Raw genomic sequence first — 25488 nt, forward strand, 5'->3', positions numbered from 1 at the left:
AGTGAATCTACCCTCAAACTTAAATCCCAAGCATTCTTTTCAAGGACTTATTCTAAGTCTGCAAAATTACTGGGCTCAACATGGATGTGCAATTTTGCAACCTTACGATATGGAAGTAGGAGCTGGAACATTTCATCCAGCGACAACACTACGTTCATTAGGCCCACGTCCTTGGAAAGCAGCTTATGTCCAACCTACCCGACGTCCAACAGATGGCCGATATGGTACAAATCCTAATCGTCTGCAACATTATTACCAATTTCAAGTGCTTCTCAAACCCTCTCCTCCCAATTTACAAGAGCTTTACATTGGCTCTCTACAAGCTATTGGCCTTGACACAAAACTTCATGACATACGTTTTGTTGAAGACGATTGGGAAAGTCCAACACTTGGTGCTTGGGGGCTTGGATGGGAATGCTGGTGCGATGGAATGGAAGTTTCTCAATTCACTTATTTTCAACAAGTATGTGGCATTGAATGTGCTCCAGTCTCAGGAGAAATCACTTATGGGCTTGAGCGATTAGCAATGTATATTCAAGATGTCAGTAATGTTTACAATCTTAACTTTAATGGCTTAGATGGTGCAGATCGAATAAGTTATGGTGATATTTTTTTACAGGCCGAACAAGAATATTCACATTATAATTTTGAATTTGCTAATATTGATCTTTTGCAACAACATTTTATTGACGCAGAACGTGAATGTATCGCACTTCTTGATGCTGGAAAACCTAATAAAGAAAATAACTTCCACTTATGCGTCTTTCCAGCTTATGATCAATGTATTAAAGCAAGCCATATTTTTAATCTCTTACAGGCACGTGGTATTATTTCCGTCACTGAACGACAAAATTATATTCTTCGTGTTCGTGATCTTGCACGCCGCTGCGGTGAAGCCTTTTTATTAACAGAAGCTGGTAATATAACCACAAATGGAGATGTATAATGCCTGATCTCCTGCTTGAGCTTTTTAGTGAAGAAATCCCTGCTCAAATGCAACACAAAGCTGCTTCTGATCTTAAAAAATGTGTCACAGATAAACTTATTAATGCAGGCTTAACTTATAAAGCAGCCTGTGAATATTGGACTCCTCGTCGATTAACATTAAATATACGTGGTCTTTCTAAAAGCTCGCCAGATGTTCATGAAGAACGTAAAGGACCTAATGTACAATCACCACAACAAGTTATTGATGCTTTTTTACGTGCTACAGGTCTAAATGATATTTCCAAAGTGCACATTGCACATGATGATAAAAAAGGTAACTTTTATATCGCTAAAACAACTAAAAAAGGTCGTTTAGCCGAAGAAATTATTGCAGATATTTTACCTGATATTATTTATAATTTTCCATGGCCAAAATCGATGCGTTGGGGACAAGAGTCAGCAAAAAATGGCTCCTTAAGATGGATACGCTCTTTACAAAACATTCTGTGTGTTTTGGGATCAGCAATAGGTGAAACAAAAATTATTCCATTTACAGTTGGTTCCCTCAAAAGTAATAATTTAACCTATGGTCATCGTTTCTTAAGTAATGGAAAACCTATCCAAGTACGCCGTTTTGATGACTATGTCTCACAACTTGAAAACCATAAAGTTATTTTAGATGCAGAGAGACGAAAAGACATTATTCTAGCAGATATTCAAAATCTTTGCTTTGCAAATGGCTTGGAACTAGTTGAAGATAAGGCTCTTTTAGAAGAAGTTTCAGGACTCGTTGAATGGCCTGTTGTCCTCATGGGCACTTTTGACAAAACTTTTCTCAGTATTCCTCCAGAAATTATTCGCTTGACTATTCAAACGCATCAAAAATGCTTTGTAACACGCAAACGAGGTGAAAAGAGCAAACTCTCTAACTATTTCATTCTCGTTGCTAATATCCTCGCCAGTGACAAAGGAATAGAAATTTCTAAGGGAAATAGTAAGGTTGTACATGCTCGTCTTTCTGATGCGCTCTATTTTTGGGAAACAGATCAGTGTAATTTACCTAACACTATACATTTAGAATCTTCAGCTAAAAAGCTTGATCTTGACTTAAATAAACCTCTTGATCAGCGAGTAGCACACCTTGACTATTTAAATGTTACTTTCCATGCTAAATTAGGAACACAAGGCGCAAGAATAGAAAGAATTGCTGCTTTAACACAAATAATTGCACCCTTAGTACAAGCAGATTCTATATTAGCTAAACGTGCAGCAGTATTAGCAAAAGCTGATTTACAAACGGAAATTATTGGTGAATTCCCTGAACTACAAGGATTGATAGGACGAAAATACGCATTACTTCAAGGAGAAAATCCTCTTGTAGCTGAAGCTATTGAAGACCACTATAAGCCTTTAGGACCTAAAGATCGTATTCCAACTGAATCTATTGCGGTAACAGTCGCATTAGCGGATAAAATTGATACACTCATTGGTTTTTGGTTCATTAATGAAAAAGCAACAAGCTCAAAAGACCCCTACGCATTAAGACGAGCAGCGTTAGGAGTTATCAAACTTATGCTTTCAAATGATTTGAAAATAAGACTTATACCGCTTTTCTATCAGGCAATGAATTTTTTATTACAACAAAGAGTTAAGTATGCAACATCTGAAACAGAAAGCGCACACCTTCAAAACATGCCTGTAGAAAAAAAAGAAAATATTGTACTCGACTTGTTAGCATTCTTTCATGAACGACTAAAAGGTTATCTCAAAGATGAAGGGGCACGTCATGATATTATTGAGGCCGTTTTAACAAAAGACGCCGATGATATTTTATTAATTACACGTCGAGTTGAAGCACTCACTTTCTTTATCAACTCCAACGATGGAGACAGCCTTTTAATTGCAATAAAACGTGCCATTAATATTCTTGAAAACGAAACCAAAAAAGGAACGATAATAATAAACAAAATTAAACCTGAGCTTTTTATTGAAACAGAAGAAAAACAGCTTTATCAAGCAATGCTTGAAACAGAAAAAAAGATTGCTAATCATATTCATATAACAGAATTATCATCTGCACTGAACAGTTTAGCACTCCTCAAAAAGCCTATTAATGCATTCTTTGAAAAAGTATTTGTAAATGATGATAATATCAATATTCGAGCTAATCGTCTTGCTCTTCTTGACCGTATTCGGATAGTTACACAAAATGTTGGAGATTTCTCGAAATTACAGTCTAAAATATAATGCACTTCTCGATGAAAAAATCATGATGCATCTCTTTTATTTTTAGTGCTTTTTGCACTAAATATCTTAAATGAAAAGCTATAATATAATTGCTCAAACAATTTTATTCTCTCATCAATTTCTTTAATGATATGCGAATAAATAGTTTTTCTTGTCTTAAAATAAGCAAATATTCTTTTTTCAACTTTAATTTAACATAATACATGATGGACTATTTTTATACATTAGCATGTTATTTTTTAAAAAAGTCTACAAGAGATATTTGAGCTGATCCTGGAGGTATAGGCTTTTGTTGTTTTTGGTCAGGAGCCCAACCAGAAAGCCAAAGAAAAGAGAAACTCGCACGAATACGACCATCGGAGTCACTGAATTTTTTTGCATAAATTTCGTTAGCGAGAAAGAAAAATCGCTTAGATACAAAACGTCGAGAACGACTAATAAGTGCATTTTGCATTCCCATAGCTCTAAGATCAGACATAAGATCAAACATCGTATTGTAGCGTATAATGACATCTTCAACATCTACTACGGGCATAGCAAAACCTGCACGCTGTAAGAGAGATCCTGCATCACGAATATCTGCAAAAGGATAAATTCTTGGACTAACACCACCGTAAATTTCATTTTCAGCTTGTAGCAAACTTTCACGCAACTCCTTTAACGTACCAGCTCCAGCCATAACAGCGAGAAATAGACCATCTGGCTTAAGGATATTTTTTATTTGGCTGAGAACTCCTGGAGTATCATTGGTTAACTGCAGAGAAAGAAGTGAAACAATAAGATCACAATAATGTTGAGGAAAATCAAGAAATTCTCGATGACGCAAATGAAATGGATTGTCGTAATTTTGGTAAAGCATATTGGTTTCAACACGTTCTATAGAACCAATTTTACCCAATTTTTTTAAAATTGTTACCGCAAGACCTGTATGACCATGTAAATCTAAAGCTAATGAAAAATTACGATTCACAGCATCTAGACGTTTGTAGAGATCATCAACCACATAAGAAAGTAAAAAATCATGTCCTTTTTTTGCTCTTTTGAAAGCACGTTGACGAAATTGTTCCATACAATTGTAATCAAAAATCAAAGGATGAGACATATTTTATAGCACGATTAATTTATGGCATGATAAGATTTAAAATAGGATTATTTCATACATACTATATCAATTGCATAATACAAAAAGAAAAGAAAAAAGATTTTATAAAAGAGAAGAATAGTTAAAAATTAAATTTTATTCTTCTAAAATATGAAATAAATTCTGCACATTATTATAGTAATTTGATAGCTTATTTACAGTGTTTTAAAGACATTTTTTTGATTAATGGTGATATATTGAATAAATTAATCAAGCGCCTAATAAAAATTTTGTATCCACCAACTTGTCATGGATGTGCAAAAATTGTTTCCGCTTATGGAACTATTTGTTCTGATTGCTGGAAAGATCTTCAGTTCATCACAAAACCTTATTGTCCTGTTATGGGAACTCCTTTTGCATATGATATGGGAGAAGGATTTCTTAGCGGTGAAGCTATTCAGAATCCTCCTCCCTTTTCGTCTTTACGCTCAGCTGTTGTTCATAAAGGTTTAGCACGAGTTTTAACAACACGATTGAAATATGGTGACCGTTTGGAATTAGCACCTTTTATGGCAAACTGGATGATATTTGCTGGACATGAAATTATAAATGATTGTGATTTTATTATTCCTATCCCTTTACATTTTCGTCGTTTTTTCGTGAGACGTTATAACCAATCTGCTGAGCTTGCTCGTTACATTGCAGAAAAAAAGAAAAAACCTTTTAAACCTGGCTGGCTTGTGCGTTATCGTTACACACGCCCACAAGTTGGTTTATCCGCCAAAGAACGCAAAATGAATGTGCAGAATGCTTTTAAAGTACCTAATGAAGTTAAAAAGTATTTGGAGGGACGCTCTATTTTGCTTATTGATGATGTTTTGACAACAGGTGTGACAGTTACTACAGCAACTAAAACATTAAAACATGCAGGTGCACGACAGGTTAATGTATTAACATTTTCGCGTGTCTTAAAAAATAATTTTTCTTTGCCTTATTTTTGAAAATCTATTTAAAGTATATCTATATAGAAATTTGGAGAGTATCATGAGAGAAATTACACTTTATACACGTCCTAACTGCCCTTATTGCATAAAAGCACGGGCTTTGCTTGATCAAAAAGGAGTAAAATACACTGATATTGATGCATCAACTTCTCTTCGTCAACAAATGGTGCAACGAGCCAATGGCCGTAATACATTTCCGCAAATTTTTATAGGAGACTATCATGTTGGGGGGTGTGATGACCTTTATGCTTTAGATACTGAAGGCAAGCTTGATTCTCTTCTGAAAGATGCTCAATAATTATTTTCTGTGATGTGTTTATTAAAACCGTTTTGCAAGAAGTATATAATTAACATCCATATCACATGAGCGATTCCAGCTATCAGTTAATGGATTATAAGTAATCCCGATTTCATCAATAATAGATAAGGAATTTTTGCACAATATTTTTTTAAGCTCATGAGGTTTTAAAAATTTTTTATAGTCATGTGTCCCCTTTGGAAGCCATTTTAAAATATATTCAGCAGCTACAATAGCAAGCCCCCATGCTTTCCATGTGCGATTTAGTGTTGCAATAAACATGAGTCCTTGTGGTTTAAGCATCTTAGCCGTAGCCTCTATAAAAAAATCAACATTCACAACATGTTCAACAACCTCCATATTAAGAATTACGTCAAATTGTTCACCTTCATTTGCAAGAGCTTCTGCAGTAGTAGTGCGATAATTAATGGAAAGACCACTTTGAATGGCGTGGATTTTTGCGACTTCAATATTTGTTTGCGCAGCATCAGCTCCTATAACAGTAGCTCCAAGACGTGCCATTGGCTCGCATAACAAACCACCTCCACAACCGATATCAAGAATTTTCAAACCTTCAAAAGGCGTAAGCGAAACAGGATTACGATTAAATGCCAAACAGATTTTTTCTTTTATATAAGCAAGGCGTGTTGGATTGAAATTGTGAAGTGATCGAAATTTTCCCTGTGGATCCCACCACTCAGCAGCAATACGCGAAAAATGATCAATTTCATTCTGATCAATCGTTGTAGGCGTTTCGTTTATCATATAGCTCTCCTTTTACTTGATTTATCAAGTCATGTGAATTTTTTCTAAAGTCAAGCATAAATTTACATAAACATATCAGACTTGTGAAAATGATAGATATTGGTTATGTCAAAATGGAAACTTAATATAGCATAAAGCTTTACTCCCATTGGTACCTAAAATAAAAATCGTAAGAGTGTCATAAATAATGCGTATTGTCATGAAATTTGGTGGAACATCTGTTGCAAACATTGAATGTATTCATAATGTTGCACAACATGTTAAAAGGGAAGTAGATGCAGGTAATGAGGTTGCAGTGGTGGTATCAGCAATGGCTGGTACAACCAATAAACTTGTGCAATGGACGCGTGATGCTGCACCATTGAATGATGTTTATGAATATGATGTCGTTGTTTCTTCTGGTGAACAGATAACAGCTGGTTTATTGGCTATTACACTTCAATCAATGGGAATAAACGCGCGTTCATGGCTTGGTTGGCAAATTCCTATTCATACTGATAATACTCATGGTAGCGCACGAATTACAAATATTGATGGATCTTCTTTGATACAGCCTTTTCAGGAAGGTAAAGTAGCAGTAATAGCCGGTTTTCAGGGTTTAGCTCCAGATAATCGGATTTCTACATTAGGGCGTGGCGGATCAGATACAAGTGCCGTTGCGATGGCAGCCGCGTTAAAAGCTGATCGTTGTGATATTTATACGGACGTAGATGGTGTCTATACAACCGATCCCCGTATTGAACCTAAAGCACGTCGTTTACCCAAAATAGCCTTTGAAGAAATGCTTGAAATGGCTTCTCTTGGAGCAAAAGTTTTGCAGGTCCGTTCTGTTGAACTAGCTATGGTTCATAAAGTTCGGATTTTTGTGCGCTCAAGTTTTGAGGATCCTCATGCTCTTAGCATGGACAATCCAATTACCCCCCTTGGAACACTTATTTGTAGTGAGGATGAAATTGTGGAACAACAAACTGTTACTGGTATTGCCTTTGCCAAAGATGAGGCACAAATTTCGTTACGCCGACTTGCAGATCGTCCAGGTATCTCTGCAGCAATTTTCTGTCCTTTAGCTGAAGAGCATATTAATGTTGATATGATTGTACAAAATATTTCTGAAGATGGTTCAAAAACTGATATGACTTTTACAGTACCATCCGCAGATGTAGAAAGAGCGGTTAGACTTCTTGAAAAAAATCGTAAAAAAATTGGATTTGATGTTATCCAATCTGAAAGTAATCTTGCAAAAATTTCTATTATTGGGATTGGAATGCGTAGCCACGCAGGTGTTGCTGCTACAGCATTTAAGGCTTTAGCGGAAAAAGGTATTAATATTCAAGCAATCACTACTTCAGAGATTAAGATCTCTATTCTGATTGATAGCGCTTACACTGAACTTGCGGTTAGAACATTACATGGTGTTTATAACCTTGATAAAGAATAGGCATTTTTTCTCTTTAAAATCTCCAGAATTAGGTATGTATTCTCTGCTTAATATACGTATTATTCTCTTCTTAATACCCCATAGATATCCTGTAAAATATCTTCACATATACAAAATATCAAAAATGGTTGTGCTAAACTTAAATTTGAAAACTTTACTCTCTATTCTTAAATAATATGCACTATCTAAATTGAAATACAATTTTAATCATAACATCAGCTTTGTTTTTACTAGCTTGCTTAAATATAAGGTAACGCATTAGTCCTTTTATATTTGCATAGCTAAACTTAATATTATTACACCTCAAATAAAAATTTTCTTTCAATAAGAAATAAAAAAATTATAAGAAAAATAATAATAATACAATAGCTTTTAACTCTGAAAAAAAACAGAAAACTACTATATCTTTACCCTTCTACATTATAAAATATATACTTCTGAAGATGAATCTTAAAATATAATTTCAGCGTATTGTTCGCAAAATAAAGAAAAACGCAGCTATTGAATTTTATTCTTATTATGTCTTACATACTTGGGATTTTTTAAGTTTATACAGCTTGTAAGTTTAATTGTTACCCTATGCAGTGGAATTGTGCTCTCACTTATGAGAGTTAACTATTATATTTTTTAGGATTATGAGAAAATTATATATCAGTTAAATACAGCACCCCCCTCTTAAAGGATCTGGTTAAAATTGTATCATTATTTTCTTTAATTAAAATCTATCATATATTTTTTTTATGTTTTTTGATATAAAAGAAGCCATATCCAAGACCGAGAAAAGCAGATAAACCAGACCCACAAAGTACACCAATTTTTGCAGAATCAAGCTGCACAATATCTTTAAAAGCAAGCATTGAAACAAAGATAGACATCGTAAAACCAATACCCGCTAAAAATCCAATCAATAAAATTCCTTCCCACGTCATGTGAGGCGGAAGACGGCAAAGGCCTGATTTTACAGCAAGATAACTAGCAGTTATAATACCCAGCGGTTTACCAACAAGTAAGCCAATAATAATACCGAAAACAATAAAGAATGATTTATCAGAAGAAAGATCAAAATTTGCAAAGCTAACGCCAGCATTTGCAAAAGCAAAAATTGGCATTATACCGTATGCTACCCATGGATGTAGGGCTTTTTGAACACGAATGACGGGCGCAATCATATCACGTTGTCCTTTGCGTACTTTTTTTAATGTCATTGAGACGTAGTGTAGATCTTTAACATCATTTTTTTCTTGAAGAGATTTTACCGCATTACTGAGCATTGTGAGCGGAGCTACGAAATGACGAGTAGGAAAAACCGGAGTCATCATACCTAAAATTACACCAGAAAGTGATGGATGAACCCCTGTTACCATTAAACCGCACCAAATAATTGCACCTGGTACAATATAAAGCCATGCTGATGCAAATCCGATCCACTGAAAAAATAAAACTAATACAATACCTGCTGATGCAATGGCTAGACCACTAGGATCAAGGTTGGTTGAATAAAAAAATGCAATGATTAAAACAGCAATTATATCATCAATAATAGCTAATGATAAAAGAATAATATGAAGATTGGGAGGTATAGCTTTTCCAAGAAGAGCAAGAATCCCTAAAGCAAAAGCAATATCAGTAGCTGTTGGGACAGCCCAACCATAAGTGTGTCCACCATTTAAATTGAAGCTAAGATAAATAACCGCAGGAAAACAAACACCTCCTATTGCTGCAACAATTGGCAAAACTGCTTGTTTGAAATTTGCAAGAGCTCCTTCGTGAATTTCTCGCCGAATTTCCATTCCTGCTACAAGAAAAAATACAGTCATAAGCACATCATTGACCCAGAAATGTAGATCCCATGAAAGATTAAAATGACCAAAATTAAAACCAAGGGATGTATGCCAAAATGCTTCATAAAGAGCAATATATTTAGAATTGGCAAAAATAAGAGCTGCAGTCGCCGCAACTAACAGAACAATCCCGCTAAGAGCTTCTATATGGAGAAAACCTTCAATAGCAAAAAGCGCTCTCTTAGTTACAATAGAAGCACGATTAGGTAAGCGATTGGATGATAAATTAGGCATAAAACAACTCCAAATATCAACAATTTTGCTAATATATATTTTTGTTTATAGATTGCTTTCGTAATATTTTTTGATAATATCATATAAAGATGAAAAGAGAAACGATAGCTTTTTAATTTACACCTCAATGATTTGAAATTAATTACATGTTTTAAAAAGATGCTTTATTTTTTACAGTTAAATTCATTTTATTTAAAATATTTGATAAATCATTTTGTAAAATATTTTTAAGATCAACAGCTGTAAAACCTTTATTATCCTTCGCCCTCATTTTAATTGTTAATGTTTGTGGATTTTTAGCAAAGTCCCCAAAAGATTTTGAAATATTTTCATATTCATCATGATCTTTTAATAACATTTTCAAACTTTCGGTTACTATTAAATAAAAATAATCATAAAGCTCTTCTTTAAGATTATGCTCATTATCACTATCGTTGAGATTCTGTGCAAGATAAGAGAAAAATTTATCAATGAATCCAGCATCTTTATAATGCAAATCAATTTCAGGTATACTAAGATCTTGGGTAGAAAAAATCATTGCGTCTTTTTGACCTGAGAAAAATGCTTGATCAATATTTATTATTTTTGCTGATATATTTCCAGACCCTATATCTTTTATATTAAAAGACATTGCATCTAGGAAAAGTGTACGCTTTTCTTCGTTATATGAAGCATCAATTTTTCCTGATAGATTTAAAGATTCAAAATTTATTTTTTTAAGAAAATCTAAATCATTTTTTTCCATTCTTTTAGATACCATTGAAAGACCATTCAGAGACACTAAAAGTTTTTGAGGTATAGATTGCTGCCATTGACTTGGTCTTAATTCAAATGACTCAAGTTGTGTTTTAAGCTGTGGCATATCAATTGCTGCTTTATTAATGATCAAATTAATAGAAGTTATCGCTGAAAGACTATTTAAGAGAGCAGAATTCCGCACTGCTTTTACACCTTCCTGATTATTTTCCTTTCTTGCATTAAGATAGGTTTTAATAAGTTGCTCAGGTGAGTGAGCCATTGGTTTCATTTTCAGACAAGATGTTTTAAACTTGCCAAGAGAAAAAGAGATATTTTTGTCTTTTTCCTGAAAGAGATCGACTATCATATTATCCAAGACAATAGATCCAATAACAGTCTTGCTTTTCTTCGTTTTACTTGTACCAAAAATGATAGAGTGCGCATAACCAACATTGATATTATAGGCTTTCATTGCATCACTTTTAATGATTAAACCTATTTGCCGAGTATCATTTTCAGCTGTTGATGCAAGATTTATGTTCGTTATTATATTGTTGATACCAATAGAACGAATTTGTCCATTTTTAAAATCAGAAATTTGAAAGTTCTTTATGCTTATTTCTTCAGTTGATTTATTACCATTGTTTATGAAAAAAAACAGATCTGGTGCAAAAATTGATGCAACATTAAGACGCATAAGCGGTTGCAAGATACGAGATTTAATTGTGATGTCTTTTTCCTTTAAAGACACATTACTAATAAACATTTTTGGTATTTTTAAATGAATATTATCATATTTTAAATCAATATTATAAAGTGTGAAACTCCCTGGAATGAAGGTAATCGGTGGACGAGCTGAAATAGCACCAATTTTAAGTGATATGCCTGTAGGAGTTGGTAAAATAATATTGGTTAAGTTAACTTTTCCTATAATACTAACCTCCGATGTTTCGGCATAGATAGAATGACGAACCATTTGTTTTTTTATAAAGCTATCTAGATAGGGTTTTGTTATATAAAATCCCCCAACAAATATGAGAACTAAAATAAAGATAAATCCAATGATATACATCGACCAGTTCTTGTGGTCATTTTGATATTGACTATTAAAATTGGCCATTCTTTTTTCTTTCAGTTTTATCATTCATAACTAAATACAGATAACTTACCTTACAATTCAGAGAAGCTATAGCATCCATTAAACAACAGTCGATTTTTATCACTTTATCCATGTAGAGTTATTATTTCATTTCTTTCAATAAACTTTTATTAACTATCACTAAATTTTCTTTAGTTTAATTTTTGCAAAAACTATGACAATTAACAAGAAAATATATGCAAATATTATCTTTTGATCATTTTTAATCATCCATTTAATTAATTACAATCATGTTTGGTTTGATCTTGTTTCTAATGATAGGAACAGTTAAAAACGATATGTGTATTTGTAATAATGCTAAAACAGGAAAAGATAAATGTCATGACAGAAGATCAAATAATGGCTTTTTCTCTCATTTGTCTCATGATGATTGTTTTCATTTGGGATCGATTTCGTTATGATCTTGTTGCTGTTTGTACATTATTGATTGCTTGCACGGTAGGTCTTATTAGTCCAAAAGAAGCGTTTAGTGGTTTTAGTAATGATATTGTCATTATTGTCGGTAGTGTATTTGTAGTTAGTGCAGCTGTATCACGCTCTGGTGTGATGGAATTAATTATTCAACATATATGGCTTGATGTAAAATCGATACGGCTTCAGCTTGCTTTTTTAGTTCTCTCTGTCATGCTTTTATCAACATTTGTTAAAAATATTGGTGCTTTGGCTATCATGCTACCAATAGCTTTTCAGTTTGCTCGTCGTTCTCAGGTTACACCATCAGTATTTTTAATGCCAATGGCATTTGGCTCTTTATTGGGTGGTCTTATGACGCAAATAGGCACATCTCCTAATATCGTTATTTCAGCTATGCAAGAACGTTTGACAGGAGTTCCTTTTACTATGTTTGATTTCATGCCAGTTGGCATAGTAGTTGCTATTTCTGGAGTATTGTATTTGGTGTTTTTTTCCTGGCGGCTGCCTATCCGTACACATCCAAATGTATCATTTGATGATGCTATTGATATTCGTAACTATGTTTCAGAAGTACATATTCCAGCTTATTCTCCAATTATTGGCAAAACCATTATTGATCTTGTTAAACCATCAAATGGTGAAGTTATGGTTCTACAAATTATTAGAAATAAATGCTGTATTTCTCCCTTACCAGATTTTGTTTTTTCTGAAGGAGACATTGTGTTATTGGAGGGATCACATAAAGGTTTAGATATTGTCATTAATTCTTCCCGTTTGGAGTTTTTTAATGGCTGCACTGTACCTACAAATGATAAAGACAGTGAAATTGATATTATTGAAGCAGTTATCTCACATGACTCACCTCTTATCGGCATTAGTGCTAAAAATTTTTCACTTTTTGAGCGTTATGATGTGAACATTCTTGCATTAAGCCGTCAACATGAAAGGATTCGAGGAAGGCTTAATGACATTGTTTTCCGTCTTGGAGATGTAATTGTTTTACAAGGGCAAGATATAGTTATTCCAAATTTGTTACGGGAATTAAAATGCCTACCATTAGCAAAGCGTAATATTATGTTTGGTAATTTACGACATAGTCTTGCAGCTTTGTCTATTTTATTTATAGCAATTGCTTTAACCGCTTTTCAGATTATTCCAGTTGCATTATCTTTCTTTGCAGCAGCCGTCGCAATGGTTGTTTTTCGTGTCCTTCCGATACGAAATTTATATCAAACTCTAGATGGTCAAATATTGATATTATTGGCTGCTCTCATTCCAGTAAGTGAAACATTAGAAAAAACAGGATGTACAAATTTAATCGGTCATTGGCTAAGTCAATTAGCTGTATTTTTACCACCATCTGGAGCATTGGCGCTTATTTTAATTACAGCAATGTTGGTGACACCATTTTTGAATAATGCAGCTACAGTAATGGTAATAGCGCCAATTGCATCAAGCTTTGCGCATTCTCTCCATTATAAACCTGAAGCTTTCCTAATGGCTGTCGCAATAGGTGCTGGATGTGATTTTCTCACACCTATTGGACATCAATGTAATATGTTGGTAATGGGGCCAGGGGGTTACCGTTTTAGTGATTATCCACGTTTTGGTATCCCATTAGCTATATTAATAGCAGTCGTCTCTGTTCCCATGTTAATGTGGGTGTGGCCACTACAATAAAATACTTTTTAGATAATAGATGTATTAGATAATAGATGTACGCCGTAGAAAAAACCGCTTAGATAAAAAAAGCGAGATGGGATAATATTATTGAAATTGTATAAACTTATATAAACTGAATATTCAGAATATGATTATTTTCATCTAAATGCTATATTTAAGTATTTATTCTCTATAAAATTATTCGTATAAAATTTTTACAAACAATAAAAACTATCGATAATAAGATTAACTTACGCCGTACCTGTGTATTCAGTCATTATCATGACAGATTTATTGCAAAAAATAATAAAGAATTAAATAATCTGCAATGTATTTGAATGAGTCATTGAAAATAGCTTTTCATGCTTTTATAAAGGTCAAGCACATCAACACCGAATATCAATCGACAAATTTTACAGAAATTTTAAGTAGTATATAATTAAAAAATTCAATTGATAAAAACAGACACTCATTCTAATTTTGTCAATCCAAATTATAGAATTCTTTGTTGATTAAGATTACTAATTTTATACATTTTATGTAAAAACGCAGAATATTTTTTTCAAGGCAAACTATATGACACATGATAATTTTATTTATGAAGTTAATGAAGAACTCCGTCAAGAAAAATTCTATAATTTTTGGAAACGTTATGGTTTTTTGGTTATTGGTGCAGTTATTATTTTTGTTTTGACGATCATTGTCTATCAAATTTATCAGCAGCAGCAGATAAATAAAGCCAATAATGTTGGTGATATATTTATAACAAGCCTTGATTTAGCTGATGCACATCATTTCGATGAAGCAATTAAAAAATTAGAAAGTGTTAAACAATCTAATTTTGGTGGATATCCTTTTCTTGCAGGTTTACTTGAAGCCTCTTTGTGGACGCAACGAGGTGATAATGCTAAATCAGTAAAAATATTTGATATGATCGCAGCAGATGAAAAAGCACCACAGATTTTACGGGAAGTTGCAAAAATTCGAGCAGCTTATATTTTAATTGATATAGGAACATTTGACGATGTAATGCAACGTGTTAAAGAAATGGCCAATGATATTGATCCTATGCGCATGTCTGCAAGAGAAGCCTTAGGCTTAGCTGCTTATAAAGCGAATAAAATGGAAAAGGCAGTTTATTATTTCAAAAAAATTGTTGAAGAGAACGCTCTAGGATTTAAAATAACAGATCGAGCGAAAATTATGCTTGAGCTTATTCAAGCAAGTGGAAAGGTAAATAAGGAATAAATTGATGAGCCTTACCATTGCTATAGTTGGTCGACCTAATGTTGGGAAATCAACACTATTTAATCGTTTGGTTGGACAAAAGTTGGCTCTCGTTGATGATCAACCAGGCGTAACCCGTGATCGACGTATCCACTCAGCTAAGCTTCAGGATCTACATTTTGATGTTATTGATACAGCAGGGTTAGAAGAAGCAGATAACCATACACTTGAAGGACGTATGCGTGCTCAGACAAAAATTGCCATTGATGAAGCAGATCTTATTTTATTTGTTCTTGATGCTAAAAGCGGAATAACACCAAGTGATCTGGACTTTTCTTCACTCATTCGTAAATCAGGAAAACCAATCGTACTTGTTTCCAACAAATCTGAGTCAAAAACAGCAATAGCAGGAGAATATGAAGCATGGTCATTAGGATTGGGTGAACCTTGCCCAATATCAGCTGAACATGGTCATGGTCTTTCTGACCTTCGTGATGCTATTGTAGCGGCTATTGGTGCAGATAAAGTTTTTAATCTGAGGCAAGAAAAAGAAAAAACTTATACTACTGCACAGATTTCATCTATTAGCGATAATATTGATAACACAGTAGAAGAAGATCCTGTTTACGATGAAAAAAAAACCATACGGATAGCAGTTGTTGGTCGTCCAAATACAGGGAAATCAACACTTATTAATAGCATGTTGAAACAAGATCGCTTACTGACAGGGCCTGAAGCTGGTATTACTCGCGATTCTATTTCTGTAGATTGGGAATGGAATAATCGTCGCATTAAACTTTTTGATACTGCAGGTTTGCGTCGAAAATCAAAAGTTCAAGAAAAATTAGAAAGACTTTCTGTTGTGGATTCCTTACGTGCAATCCGTTTCGCGGAAGTTGTTGTAATTGTTTTTGATGCAACGACATCTTTTGAAAAACAAGATTTACAAATTTCTGATCTTGTGATTCGTGAAGGACGTGTTCCTATCATTGCTTTTAACAAATGGGATCTTATTGAAAATCGTCATGAAGCATTAAATACTTTATATGAAAAATGTACTCGCCTTCTTCCTCAAGTGCGTGGCTTAAGAGCCGTTCCTTTATCAGGTCTATATGGTCAAGGAATTAATAAATTGATGGAAAATATTACGATGATGCACCGTGTATGGAACCGTCGTATTTCTACAGGAAAACTGAACCGCTGGCTTGAAACGATGATTATTAATTATCCACCACCCGCCGTTTCTGGACGTCGACTTAAGGTTAAATACATAACACAAGTTAAGACACGGCCTCCTGGATTTGTTATTTCTTGTTCAAAATCAGAAGAAATGCCTCAATCATATTTGCGTTATCTTTCTAATGGACTGCGAGACAAATTTGATATGCAAGGTGTACCAATTCGTCTATCTTTGCGAACATCCGATAATCCTTTTGCAAAACAAGCAAAAAAGAAGTGATTTTCTTTTACATATTGTTTAATTTTATAAAATTAAAAATCGATATTCGATCACTTATTATCAAAAATAAGTGTTTGTGAATCTGTTGAAATTTAAGATATGATATTTGTTTTATTTGATTTTCTACCTAATAAAATAAATTTTAGATGTTTTTATTTATATACAAAAATCTTTGTGGTAGAGCTCTTTTGAGGACTTGACGAATAAATCTGACAGCAATATGCTAAATAAAGTCTAATACAGTGTATTTTAACCTTTTTTTGATTAAGGAGCCAATTATGGCGAAGGGCGATGAACCCGATATGCCACAAAATGATGTTGAGAGACGCAAACACAAACGAGTCTCTTCTCTTTATTCAGAAGATTTAGAATGTCGTAGTCGGAATTTAGAGTTAGCTTTAATCAGTAAAAAAATATTAACGAAAGAGCAGTCTAAAGTCGGAGGACAAGAGCAACAAAAAAAAATGGCATATGCTGTTAAGTTGTCAAGTGAATTTCTGGCAAATATTATCGTAGGAGCTGTTTTAGGATTTGGGTTTGATAAATTAGTAGGTTCGTTACCATGGGGATTAGTATTTTTTCTTTTTCTTGGATTCGTTGCTGGTATACTAAGTGTTCTTCGGTCTGTAAAATATATTGCTCCCAGTCGATTAGAACAACGTAGGACTTTGCAACAAAGTAAAGAAGATAATAAAGAGGTTTAAAAGTGACATCGCACGCTCCGGATCCTATACATCAATTCGAGGTTTCACGATTGATTAATATTTCCATTGGAAACATGGATTTGTCATTTACAAATGTATCATTTTTTATCGTTTTGACAGTTATTCTCTCTTCATTATTTCTTTTCATTTCATCATCAAGTCGACGATTAGTTCCAACACGAATGCAATCTGTTTCCGAAATGCTTTATGAATTTGTGGCATCAACTTTGCGAGAATCATCTGGTACACAGGGAATGCAATTTTTTCCTTTAGTTTTTTCGTTATTCGTTTTTGTTCTTATTGCTAATTTTATTGGTTTATTCCCTTATTTTTATACAATTACTTCTCAGATTGTAATTACTTTTTCGTTAGCAATGTTGGTAATTTTAACGGTAATTGGGTACGGTTTTTATAAACATGGGTTAAATTTCTTAAAACTCTTTGTTCCTAGTGGTGTTCCTGTGATCGTACTGCCTTTAGTTACAATGATTGAGATTATCTCTTTTTTATCTCGTCCTATTAGTCTTTCATTTCGTCTGTTTGCTAATATGCTTGCAGGTCATATTACACTTAAAGTATTTTCTGGCTTCATTGTTTCAATGGTTGGGGTTGGAATCATAGGTTTGGGCGGTGCAATTTTATCACTTGCTATGACTGTAGCAATTACGGCTCTTGAATTTTTGGTTGCTTTTCTTCAAGCTTATGTTTTTACAGTTCTAACTTGTATGTATATTAATGATGCAGTCCATCCAGGACATTAATAAAACCGACGGATTTCCGTCAAATTATGCAATTTCGTTTTAAAGGAGAATGATATGGAATTAGTACTTGCAGCAAAATATATTGGAGCTGGTCTTGCTTGCTTTGGTATGGCTGGAACCGCATTAGGTCTTGGAAATATTTTTGGAAGCTACCTTTCTGGTGCTTTACGAAATCCATCAGCAGCAGATAGTCAATTTGGTCGTTTAGTATTTGGTTTTGCTGTTACAGAAGCTTTAGGTATTTTTTCATTGCTTATTGCTCTTTTACTGCTTTTCGCCGTCTAATTACCTTCAAAAAAGCATGTCTGTTTTATAAATTATTTGAGAACAGGTACAATTTTTAGTTCTTAAATAAAAAGAAAGTTACTGCTTATCAGAAACTTTGATTTAATAGAGACAGAGTGATTATTTCGAAGGAAAATAAAATGTTAATTGCCAGCAATGATGTAGAAGATACTAAAATGCCAGATCATTTTGATGATGGGACAGAATTTGATCATGATAATACTGAAATGCCAGAGTGTCATGATGGTAAGGGAGAGCTTAATAGTATTACGGAGCATGCGAGTCGTACCTTTCCACCTTTCGATTTTGTGTATTTTGGTTCGCATTTTCTTTGGTTAGCTATTTCTTTTGGATTTTTTTATCTCTTCATTTCTCGTGTAATCGTACCACGTATCGGTAGTGTTATTGAAACACGTAGAGATCGAATTGTTTCCGATTTAGATCAGGCAATGCGGATGAAACAAGAAGCGGATACTGTAATTGAAATTTGCGAAAAGAAATTAGCAGAAGCTCGTTTAGAAGCAAAAACTATAATACAGGTAGCAAATAATGAAATTAAATTAAAAGCTGAGCTCCAGCGAGAAAAAATCGAAGCAGCTTTGGAGAAAGAATTAGAAGATGCTGAAAATAAAATAAAAAAGATTCAAAACAAAGCAATGCAAAATGTTAATTTAATCGCAGAAGAAATTGCTTTTGAAATCATTAAGAAGTTAATTGATGTTGATATTAGTAAGAAATCTATTAGTTCAGCTATTAAAGCTGTAAGTCATTAAGGATTGCGGAAATGACTGATACATTTTGGGCTTTTATTGGATTAGTTCTTTTTTTGGCTCTTTTAGTCTATTTTGAAGTTCCCAATGCAATAATACGTAAACTTGATACACGTGCCAAACACATTAAAGATGAACTTGATGAAGCTCTTCGTCTTCGTGAAGAGGCACAGAAAGTGCTTGCTGAATATCAGCGTAAACATTTGGAAATAGAAAAAGAAACACAAGAGATAATTGCTGATGCTAAAGATAAAGTTGAAGCTATGCTTTCTGAAACTCGCATAAAAACAGAGGAATATATAAAAAATCACAGTCGGTTAGTGGAACAAAAAATTGCTCAAGCTGAAGCAAATGCAATTCGGACGCTTTCTTCAACTGCTGTTGATTTAGCAATCTCTGCCATAAATAGACTTCTTATGAAAGAATTAGATGCTGAACAAGCTAATAGCTTGATTAAAGAGCCTCTTGTTAAAGAATCTCTAAAAAAGATTGAAACATATTTTAATTGATATGTTTTTATTAGCATTTTTTAAAATATTTAAAATAGATATTGTCCTTGTTAATTATCAAGGTTATTTTTGGCTTTTTAGATATATCATTGAGGTAAAATCTGTTCTATCATCAACAGAATCTTAAGAGAAAAATTACTTTATAAATCATTAAGTTGAGCTAATAAAAAAGCAATTGATCGTTTGATTTTTACTTATTTCAATTTTATCACAAATTTTAAAATAAGTAAGGTAATGATTAATTTAAATCTTGCTTTATGACTAGAAATTTCTAGTTTAAATAACAAAGCGCTTTAATCTGATTAATAATAAAAGCTTTATTTGCCACAAGTGTGATATAAGAGCTCAATACTAAAGACCTCTCTTTTGAAAAAGAGAAATACTCTTAATTCAGAAAATAATATTAAAATTAGAGTTTTAATCATAGCCTTATAAAAAAGCATTTTATAATGCGCATCAGCTACTACGTGAACATTAGAAGTGAAATCCAAATTTACTAGATAAAACCATTTTAATAATATTCTTTTACCAATGGCAAAATCTTATAATCTTAGTCAATTTTTATCAAGTCAAGATAGAAACGACCATCTTACAATAGGCATTAAAGTGAGCAATTATAATATAGCATTATAATTTATTTATTATAATAAGAAAAAGTAGTATCTCCTTGGCTCACAGATTATAAACATTTAATACATTAAACATTAAGTTACTACATACAAAAAAAGATATCTTATATCTAAAAACCTGCAATCCAAAATATGAACTTCTAGAAGAAATCAAATAATAACTAATAATTATAAACTTTATTGTACTAGAGTTCCTAAAGACTTCAGAAATATAAAAGAAGGTAACTTCAGTAAGTTTTTCTAAAGTAAAAAGCTACCACACAAAAGCAATTGCTTGATCTATTCCAAACTAGCATCTATGAAGATAACAAAATTTTAAAAGTATGTAAATTTCCAGAAACATTAAAATTGATAAAAGAGCTAAGATAGTAGTCCTAAGGTTATAAAAATTCAGATTTACCACAAAACTATATTTGTGATAATGTGTAGCTTTGTGAGATATTATATTTTGTGGAAAAAAGCTACTCTATAAGAAAATAAAATTATTAATCAATGACAGAGATTATATCGAAATAAACATGAAAAGCGATCATCTCAATATGAAAATCATCCTTCAAAAATGCTTTTATCCGTTGTATGCAATATCTGACTTGTCATAGTTCCAGCTAACATTGAGCCATTTACGTTAAGAGCCGTACGGCCCATATCAATTAGAGGTTCAACAGAAATGAGTACAGCTAACAAAGTAACAGGAAGTCCCATAATTGGTAAAACAATTAATGCGGCAAAAATGGCTCCTCCTCCAACACCAGCAACACCAATAGAACTTAATGTTACAACACCAACAAGGGTAGCTATCCAGAGAGGATCGAAAGAGTTAATGCCAACAGAAGGGGCTATCATAGTCGCGAGCATTGCTGGATAAAGTCCTGCACAACCATTTTGACCAATTGTTGCACCAAAAGAAGCGGCAAAACTTGCAATTGTCTGCGGGACACCAATCCATTGAGTTTGTGCCTCGATATTCAGAGGAATACTAGCAGCACTTGAACGACTACTAAAAGCGAATGTTAAAACGGGAAAAACTTTTTTGAAAAAACGGAATGGATTAATACCTGAGATACTCAGTAATATACCATGAATTGCAAACATAAGGGTAATGCCAACATAAGAAATAACAATAAAAACCAGTAATTTTAAAATATCTGCAGCATTTGAAGTTGCTCCTACCTTAGTCATTAGAGCAAAAACACCGTAAGGTGTTAAAGAAATTATAATACGCACTAATCGCATAACCCAAGACTGCATAATTTGAATCAATAAAAGGACTTTCTCCCCTTTATCCGGTTCATCCTTTTTTAAAAGAATAGCCGCTGCTCCTAAAAAAGCTGAAAAAATAACAACGCTAATAATTGATGTAGGCTTTGTTTCTATTAACTCAGCGAATAAGTTTTGAGGAATAAATGATAAAATCAACTTTGGTATACTGATATTTTCAAGCTGAGAAATATGGCTTCCAAGAAGAGTAGATATATCTTCTCCTTTATGTACTAGACTACTTGCAGTGAGTCCGAAGAAATTAACAATAAAGATACCAATCAATGCAGAAAAAGATGTCGTTAAAAGGAGTATTGAAATTGTTATTATGCCAATTCTACCAACAGCATAAATAGAATGTAAATGTGCTACTGCAGAAACAATAGAAACAAAAACCAATGGTATAACAATCATTTTTAATAACGATATATATCCATCGCCAACAATGTTAAACCATTCAACAGACTCTAATAGAATAGGATTGCCTTCCTTATAAATAATCTGCAAAATACTACCAAAAATTAAACCAACTATAAGACCTAGTATAACTTGCAATGTAAGATTTTTTTTAATTTTTTTGTAATGGAAAAGACATAACAAAAAAACAATAAATAAAAATAAATTAATAAAAAAACTAAATGTCATTATTTATTCCTAGTATTATTTTTTTTAAATTTAAAAATATTTTTTATCTACAAATAATTTATTTCTAATAATTATTTTATCTAAAATAACGTAACTTAATAAAAATAAATGTACGCACAATAACTCTCGTAATCCAACGCAAAACACTGCACAATCAAATGTGCAAAAATAATCAAACAATTTATCTCAAAGGCCTTACTTTTAAAATACAACCACTTAAGATTCCTTGATCAGAAAATATTTAGTACAAGAAATTTCCCATTGTTTATAAATATTTTCTCTTTATCAGAATATTAAAGAACAAAATTTTTTAGAGCTTGAATCAATGGCTTATCAGCATCAGGCATAGAATATTCATCAAGACTGCTCATGCAAACCCATTCTAAATTTTGTCCTTCTCGTCCTTTTGGAACGCCCTCATAACGGTGGCAAATATACAATGGCATTAACAGGTGAAAGGTTTCATAATTATGGCTTGCAAATGTTAAGGGTAATAAATTATCCTGCCGAACATGAATACCAAGCTCTTCTGCTAACTCACGAATTAACGATGTCTCTGGCGTTTCACCATTTTCAATTTTTCCACCGGGAAATTCCCATAAACCAGCTAGCGATTTTCCTTGAGGCCGTTGCGCAAGCAACACTCGATTATCATGGTCTAATAAAGCACATGCAACAACAAGAAGGAGTGAATTTTTTATATGCATACTATGACCAAAAGAATAATAGATAACTATCATTCTTGCTATTGTAAAGCCCTATTCCAGAATAAACAACTAAATATCCAGTATTCTTTAAAAGTATATAAATACTAAATATTCGAGTTTATATTTTATGAATCAACTTCTATAATCACCATTAATCGCAACATATTCTTTTGTTAAGTCACAAGACCAAATTGTTGCTTTTCCGCTTCCAAGACCAATATCAACACAAATTTTAATATGTTGACCTTTCATATAAGCACTCACTGCTTCCTCATTATAATGAGGATCACGTTCACCATTAACAGCCAAACGATGTTCACCAAACCAAATTTTTAATCGATCACGATCTGCTTCAACACCTGCCTTACCAATCGCCATAACAACTCTTCCCCAATTAGCGTCTTCGCCTGCAATAGCTGTTTTTACAAGTGGTGAATTTGCAATTGATAAAGCAATAGTCTTAGCAGCACTATTTGTTGTAGCACCAATAACAGATACCTCAATTAAATGACGAGCTCCTTCACCATCACAAACAACTTGTAATGCAAGTTCGTGCAAAAGCTCACGCAGGTGCTTTACAAATATCCAATAACGAGGATCTGATTGGCTTGTCAAACAAGGAAGGCAACTCTTCGCTTTTCCTGTTGTGAAGATCATTAATGTATCAGACGTCGAAGTATCACTATCAACAGTAATTGAATTAAAAGTTTCCTGAACAGCCTCTGATAACATCATTTGGAGTATATCTGAAGAAATCGCTGCATCGCTTACCACAAAAGAAAGCATCGTTGCCATATCTGGTGCAATCATACCAGCACCTTTTGCAATCCCATTAATAGTAACAAGCTCTCCCCCAAAGTCAAATTGACGCGTTGCAAGTTTTGGAAACGTATCAGTTGTCATAATAGCTTTCGCAGCTTCTAACCAGCATCCCTCCTCTGCTGTAGAAGCCATATCAGGTAAAAGATTTAAAATACAAGCCTCATCCATTGGCTCACCAATAACACCCGTAGAAGCTATAAAAATTTCATCTTCTCTCGCTTTCAAAATACTAGATGCAGAATGAACTATTGCATTTGTCGTCTGCTTACCTTTGTGCCCCGTAAAAGCGTTGGCATTGCCAGAATTAACAACAAGACCTCTAGCAATCCCATGAAGAAGGGACGCACGACAATGATCTACAGCAGAAGATCTACATTTTGAACGTGTAAAAACACCTGCCACATTAGCTGGCTTATCAAATACAATTAAAAGAAGATCTGTACAATCTTTATACTTAATACCAGCTTTAGCTGTAGCTATCCGCACACCGGATAATAGTGGAAGTTCTGGTGGTTGTTTATGTGAAAAAAGCGATATTTTTACAGCCATTAAATGCTTTTCCATAAATGCAATTGAATATACTTTAATAAAAGTGCTGGGCTTTATAAAATGACCCAGCATAAAAAAATTATTCCCCACCCTCTACATTGGATGTTTCACCTAGAAATGGTGCTTCATTTTCATTAAGCGATTGCATGTGTTTTGCAATATTAGAATCAGGATACTCTACATTAATCTTACCCCGTAAATCGGTAATAAGTGTTTGATAATGTTCTCTTATAAGCTGTGTACGCAATACATCCTTAACATCATCAAAGACAGGAGGTTGTTTTAAACGACGATCCTCTATCTTAATAACATGCCAACCAAATGGACTTTCAACAGGTTTTTTAGTATATTCTCCCACCTTCAAATTAAATGCAGCCTCTTCAAATGGCTTAACCATCTGACCGCGACTAAAATAGCCAAGATCTCCACCAACGGCAGAAGAACCATCTGTTGAGTCTTTTTTTGCAATTTCCTCAAAGCTTTCACCTTTATTCAAACGCTTAATAACTTTTTCTGCTTCTTCTTTTGTTTTGACTAAAATATGACGCGCTTTGATTTCATCTTCTTTAGGTAAAGCAGCAATTTCCTTATCATAAAGAGCTTTCACATCAGCATCTGCAATTTTATCAACAACCATCTCTTTAAAATAAAGTTGCTGAAGAATATTATCACGCATTATTGCCATACGTTTATCATAGGCTTCTGTCTTATCTAGACCTTTCTGCAGTGCTGCTTTAGCAAGTGCCTGCATATCTAAATACGCTTTTAAGACTGTTACACGGCGTTTTTCATCTGGAACACGAACTAAATTAGGATTTATTTCGAGTGCTAGCTCATCTAACTGCCCGGCCGTAATATTTTTCCCATCAATCACTGCTATTACATGAGAAAGAGGAACTGGTTTTTCAGCAGCGTTCTCCAAAGTACTTAAATCATTTTTTGCAGACTTTACGCTTTCTTGAGCTATCACACCGGCATGTATGCCAACTAATAAAGTTGAGGCCAAACATAGTACCCTAAAATTGAATCTCATAAATATATTCCCTTTTTAAAATCAATGTACTTTCAAATTTAATTTTTTTACCATAGCACTTTAAAATCTAAACATAGATAAATTTTATTTCACAAAAATAAAAAATGATCCTTCCATTTTATTACATTTTGATTCCAGATAATACAAAACATGATAATATAGAAAAATGTCACATTATACCCTAAATTACTTCATACCTTAATTATTCAAATAATATCACTAAAGTTGACACAATGGTTTTAGCCCCTTAATCTCTATTTTATAAAAAATGAAAAAACATTATACGTCAGTTACCATAAAGCACTGCATGCATCTAATTATAC

At 33.3% G+C, this 25488-nt stretch carries 21 protein-coding genes; 13 read left to right on the forward strand and 8 right to left on the reverse strand.

Annotation, left to right across the window (positions count from 1 at the left end; all coding sequences use genetic code 11):
• Position 1 precedes the first annotated feature (1 nt).
• Positions 2–946 (forward strand): glycine--tRNA ligase subunit alpha, encoded by a 945-nt coding sequence (locus O99_RS02805; RefSeq protein ID WP_035006242.1) that lies wholly within the window; start codon positions 2–4, stop codon positions 944–946.
• A complete protein-coding gene (gene glyS, locus O99_RS02810) occupies positions 946–3174 on the forward strand; it encodes a glycine--tRNA ligase subunit beta (protein WP_035006243.1) in 2229 nt (742 codons plus the stop codon). The genes O99_RS02805 and glyS overlap by 1 nt, the downstream gene beginning before the upstream one ends.
• Before the next feature lie 232 nt (positions 3175–3406).
• Here the strand turns inward: glyS and O99_RS02815 are convergent, their stop codons facing one another.
• On the reverse strand, positions 3407–4276 hold the full coding sequence (locus O99_RS02815) for a methyltransferase domain-containing protein (protein WP_035006245.1): 870 nt from the start codon (positions 4274–4276) through the stop codon (positions 3407–3409).
• 236 nt (positions 4277–4512) lie between these two features.
• Between O99_RS02815 and O99_RS02820 the strand changes: the two genes are divergently transcribed.
• Both O99_RS02820 and grxC read left to right on the forward strand, forming a co-directional pair.
• Positions 4513–5256: a ComF family protein gene (locus O99_RS02820; RefSeq protein WP_235692190.1), complete on the forward strand. Its 744-nt coding sequence runs from the start codon at positions 4513–4515 to the stop codon at positions 5254–5256.
• 43 nt (positions 5257–5299) lie between these two features.
• Positions 5300–5557: a glutaredoxin 3 gene (gene grxC / locus O99_RS02825; protein WP_035006247.1), complete on the forward strand. Its 258-nt coding sequence runs from the start codon at positions 5300–5302 to the stop codon at positions 5555–5557.
• Between the two features lie 21 nt (positions 5558–5578).
• On the opposite strand, the gene ubiG is transcribed toward grxC, so the two are convergent.
• A complete protein-coding gene (gene ubiG, locus O99_RS02830; protein WP_035006249.1) occupies positions 5579–6322 on the reverse strand; it encodes a bifunctional 2-polyprenyl-6-hydroxyphenol methylase/3-demethylubiquinol 3-O-methyltransferase UbiG in 744 nt (247 codons plus the stop codon).
• A 184-nt stretch (positions 6323–6506) separates the two neighbouring features.
• Between ubiG and O99_RS02835 the strand changes: the two genes are divergently transcribed.
• Positions 6507–7760, forward strand: coding sequence for an aspartate kinase (locus tag O99_RS02835; protein ID WP_035006251.1), 1254 nt, complete (start codon positions 6507–6509; stop codon positions 7758–7760).
• 725 nt (positions 7761–8485) lie between these two features.
• On the opposite strand, the gene nhaA is transcribed toward O99_RS02835, so the two are convergent.
• Together nhaA and O99_RS02845 are read right to left on the reverse strand one after the other, a co-directional pair.
• Entirely contained in the window at positions 8486–9835 is a 1350-nt protein-coding gene (gene nhaA / locus O99_RS02840) for a Na+/H+ antiporter NhaA (RefSeq protein WP_035006252.1), read from the reverse strand.
• Positions 9836–9986: 151 nt separating this feature from the next.
• Positions 9987–11693, reverse strand: a complete 1707-nt coding sequence (locus O99_RS02845; RefSeq protein WP_035006254.1) for a YdgA family protein — start codon at positions 11691–11693, stop codon at positions 9987–9989.
• Positions 11694–12053: 360 nt separating this feature from the next.
• On the opposite strand from O99_RS02845, the gene O99_RS02850 reads away from it, so the two are divergent.
• The 8 genes from O99_RS02850 to O99_RS02885 all read left to right on the forward strand — a co-directional run bounded on the left by O99_RS02850 (position 12054) and on the right by O99_RS02885 (position 19523).
• A complete protein-coding gene (locus O99_RS02850; RefSeq protein WP_035006255.1) occupies positions 12054–13826 on the forward strand; it encodes an SLC13 family permease in 1773 nt (590 codons plus the stop codon).
• Between the two features lie 558 nt (positions 13827–14384).
• Positions 14385–15056, forward strand: a complete 672-nt coding sequence (locus O99_RS02855) for a DUF2659 family protein (protein WP_035006256.1) — start codon at positions 14385–14387, stop codon at positions 15054–15056.
• A gap of 4 nt (positions 15057–15060) precedes the next feature.
• Positions 15061–16494, forward strand: a complete 1434-nt coding sequence (der, locus tag O99_RS02860; RefSeq protein ID WP_035006257.1) for a ribosome biogenesis GTPase Der — start codon at positions 15061–15063, stop codon at positions 16492–16494.
• A gap of 278 nt (positions 16495–16772) precedes the next feature.
• Positions 16773–17198, forward strand: a complete 426-nt coding sequence (locus O99_RS02865) for an AtpZ/AtpI family protein (protein WP_035006258.1) — start codon at positions 16773–16775, stop codon at positions 17196–17198.
• Positions 17199–17200: 2 nt separating this feature from the next.
• A complete protein-coding gene (locus tag O99_RS02870) occupies positions 17201–17959 on the forward strand; it encodes a F0F1 ATP synthase subunit A (protein WP_035006259.1) in 759 nt (252 codons plus the stop codon).
• Between the two features lie 54 nt (positions 17960–18013).
• Entirely contained in the window at positions 18014–18244 is a 231-nt protein-coding gene (locus tag O99_RS02875; protein ID WP_006589457.1) for a F0F1 ATP synthase subunit C, read from the forward strand.
• A gap of 227 nt (positions 18245–18471) precedes the next feature.
• Positions 18472–19017 (forward strand): F0F1 ATP synthase subunit B, encoded by a 546-nt coding sequence (locus O99_RS02880; RefSeq protein WP_035006708.1) that lies wholly within the window; start codon positions 18472–18474, stop codon positions 19015–19017.
• Between the two features lie 11 nt (positions 19018–19028).
• Positions 19029–19523, forward strand: coding sequence for a F0F1 ATP synthase subunit B (locus tag O99_RS02885; RefSeq protein WP_035006261.1), 495 nt, complete (start codon positions 19029–19031; stop codon positions 19521–19523).
• A 1175-nt stretch (positions 19524–20698) separates the two neighbouring features.
• Here the strand turns inward: O99_RS02885 and O99_RS02890 are convergent.
• From O99_RS02890 to O99_RS02905, 4 genes are all read right to left on the reverse strand, one after another.
• A complete protein-coding gene (locus O99_RS02890; protein ID WP_035006262.1) occupies positions 20699–22054 on the reverse strand; it encodes an L-cystine transporter in 1356 nt (451 codons plus the stop codon).
• A gap of 293 nt (positions 22055–22347) precedes the next feature.
• Positions 22348–22761 (reverse strand): 8-oxo-dGTP diphosphatase MutT, encoded by a 414-nt coding sequence (gene mutT, locus O99_RS02895; protein WP_035006710.1) that lies wholly within the window; start codon positions 22759–22761, stop codon positions 22348–22350.
• Positions 22762–22893: 132 nt separating this feature from the next.
• Positions 22894–24132: a bifunctional glutamate N-acetyltransferase/amino-acid acetyltransferase ArgJ gene (gene argJ, locus O99_RS02900; RefSeq protein WP_035006264.1), complete on the reverse strand. Its 1239-nt coding sequence runs from the start codon at positions 24130–24132 to the stop codon at positions 22894–22896.
• A gap of 79 nt (positions 24133–24211) precedes the next feature.
• Entirely contained in the window at positions 24212–25165 is a 954-nt protein-coding gene (locus O99_RS02905; protein WP_035006265.1) for a peptidylprolyl isomerase, read from the reverse strand.
• Between the last annotated feature and the right edge of the window lie 323 nt (positions 25166–25488).

Origin of the sequence: Bartonella rochalimae ATCC BAA-1498, from assembly GCF_000706645.1 — a bacterium.
GTDB lineage: Bacteria > Pseudomonadota > Alphaproteobacteria > Rhizobiales > Rhizobiaceae > Bartonella > Bartonella rochalimae.

Coding starts and splice junctions, on each gene's coding strand:
- argJ (WP_035006264.1), bottom strand. CDS start 24,132: ATGGCTGTAAAAATATCGCTTTTTTCACATAAACAACCACCAGAACTT.
- O99_RS02905 (WP_035006265.1), bottom strand. CDS start 25,165: ATGAGATTCAATTTTAGGGTACTATGTTTGGCCTCAACTTTATTAGTT.
- ubiG (WP_035006249.1), bottom strand. CDS start 6,322: ATGATAAACGAAACGCCTACAACGATTGATCAGAATGAAATTGATCAT.
- O99_RS02880 (WP_035006708.1), top strand. CDS start 18,472: ATGCCAGAGTGTCATGATGGTAAGGGAGAGCTTAATAGTATTACGGAG.
- der (WP_035006257.1), top strand. CDS start 15,061: ATGAGCCTTACCATTGCTATAGTTGGTCGACCTAATGTTGGGAAATCA.
- mutT (WP_035006710.1), bottom strand. CDS start 22,761: ATGCATATAAAAAATTCACTCCTTCTTGTTGTTGCATGTGCTTTATTA.
- O99_RS02890 (WP_035006262.1), bottom strand. CDS start 22,054: ATGACATTTAGTTTTTTTATTAATTTATTTTTATTTATTGTTTTTTTG.
- nhaA (WP_035006252.1), bottom strand. CDS start 9,835: ATGCCTAATTTATCATCCAATCGCTTACCTAATCGTGCTTCTATTGTA.
- O99_RS02865 (WP_035006258.1), top strand. CDS start 16,773: ATGGCGAAGGGCGATGAACCCGATATGCCACAAAATGATGTTGAGAGA.
- O99_RS02855 (WP_035006256.1), top strand. CDS start 14,385: ATGACACATGATAATTTTATTTATGAAGTTAATGAAGAACTCCGTCAA.
- glyS (WP_035006243.1), top strand. CDS start 946: ATGCCTGATCTCCTGCTTGAGCTTTTTAGTGAAGAAATCCCTGCTCAA.
- O99_RS02815 (WP_035006245.1), bottom strand. CDS start 4,276: ATGTCTCATCCTTTGATTTTTGATTACAATTGTATGGAACAATTTCGT.
- O99_RS02845 (WP_035006254.1), bottom strand. CDS start 11,693: ATGGCCAATTTTAATAGTCAATATCAAAATGACCACAAGAACTGGTCG.
- O99_RS02875 (WP_006589457.1), top strand. CDS start 18,014: ATGGAATTAGTACTTGCAGCAAAATATATTGGAGCTGGTCTTGCTTGC.
- O99_RS02885 (WP_035006261.1), top strand. CDS start 19,029: ATGACTGATACATTTTGGGCTTTTATTGGATTAGTTCTTTTTTTGGCT.
- O99_RS02850 (WP_035006255.1), top strand. CDS start 12,054: ATGACAGAAGATCAAATAATGGCTTTTTCTCTCATTTGTCTCATGATG.
- grxC (WP_035006247.1), top strand. CDS start 5,300: ATGAGAGAAATTACACTTTATACACGTCCTAACTGCCCTTATTGCATA.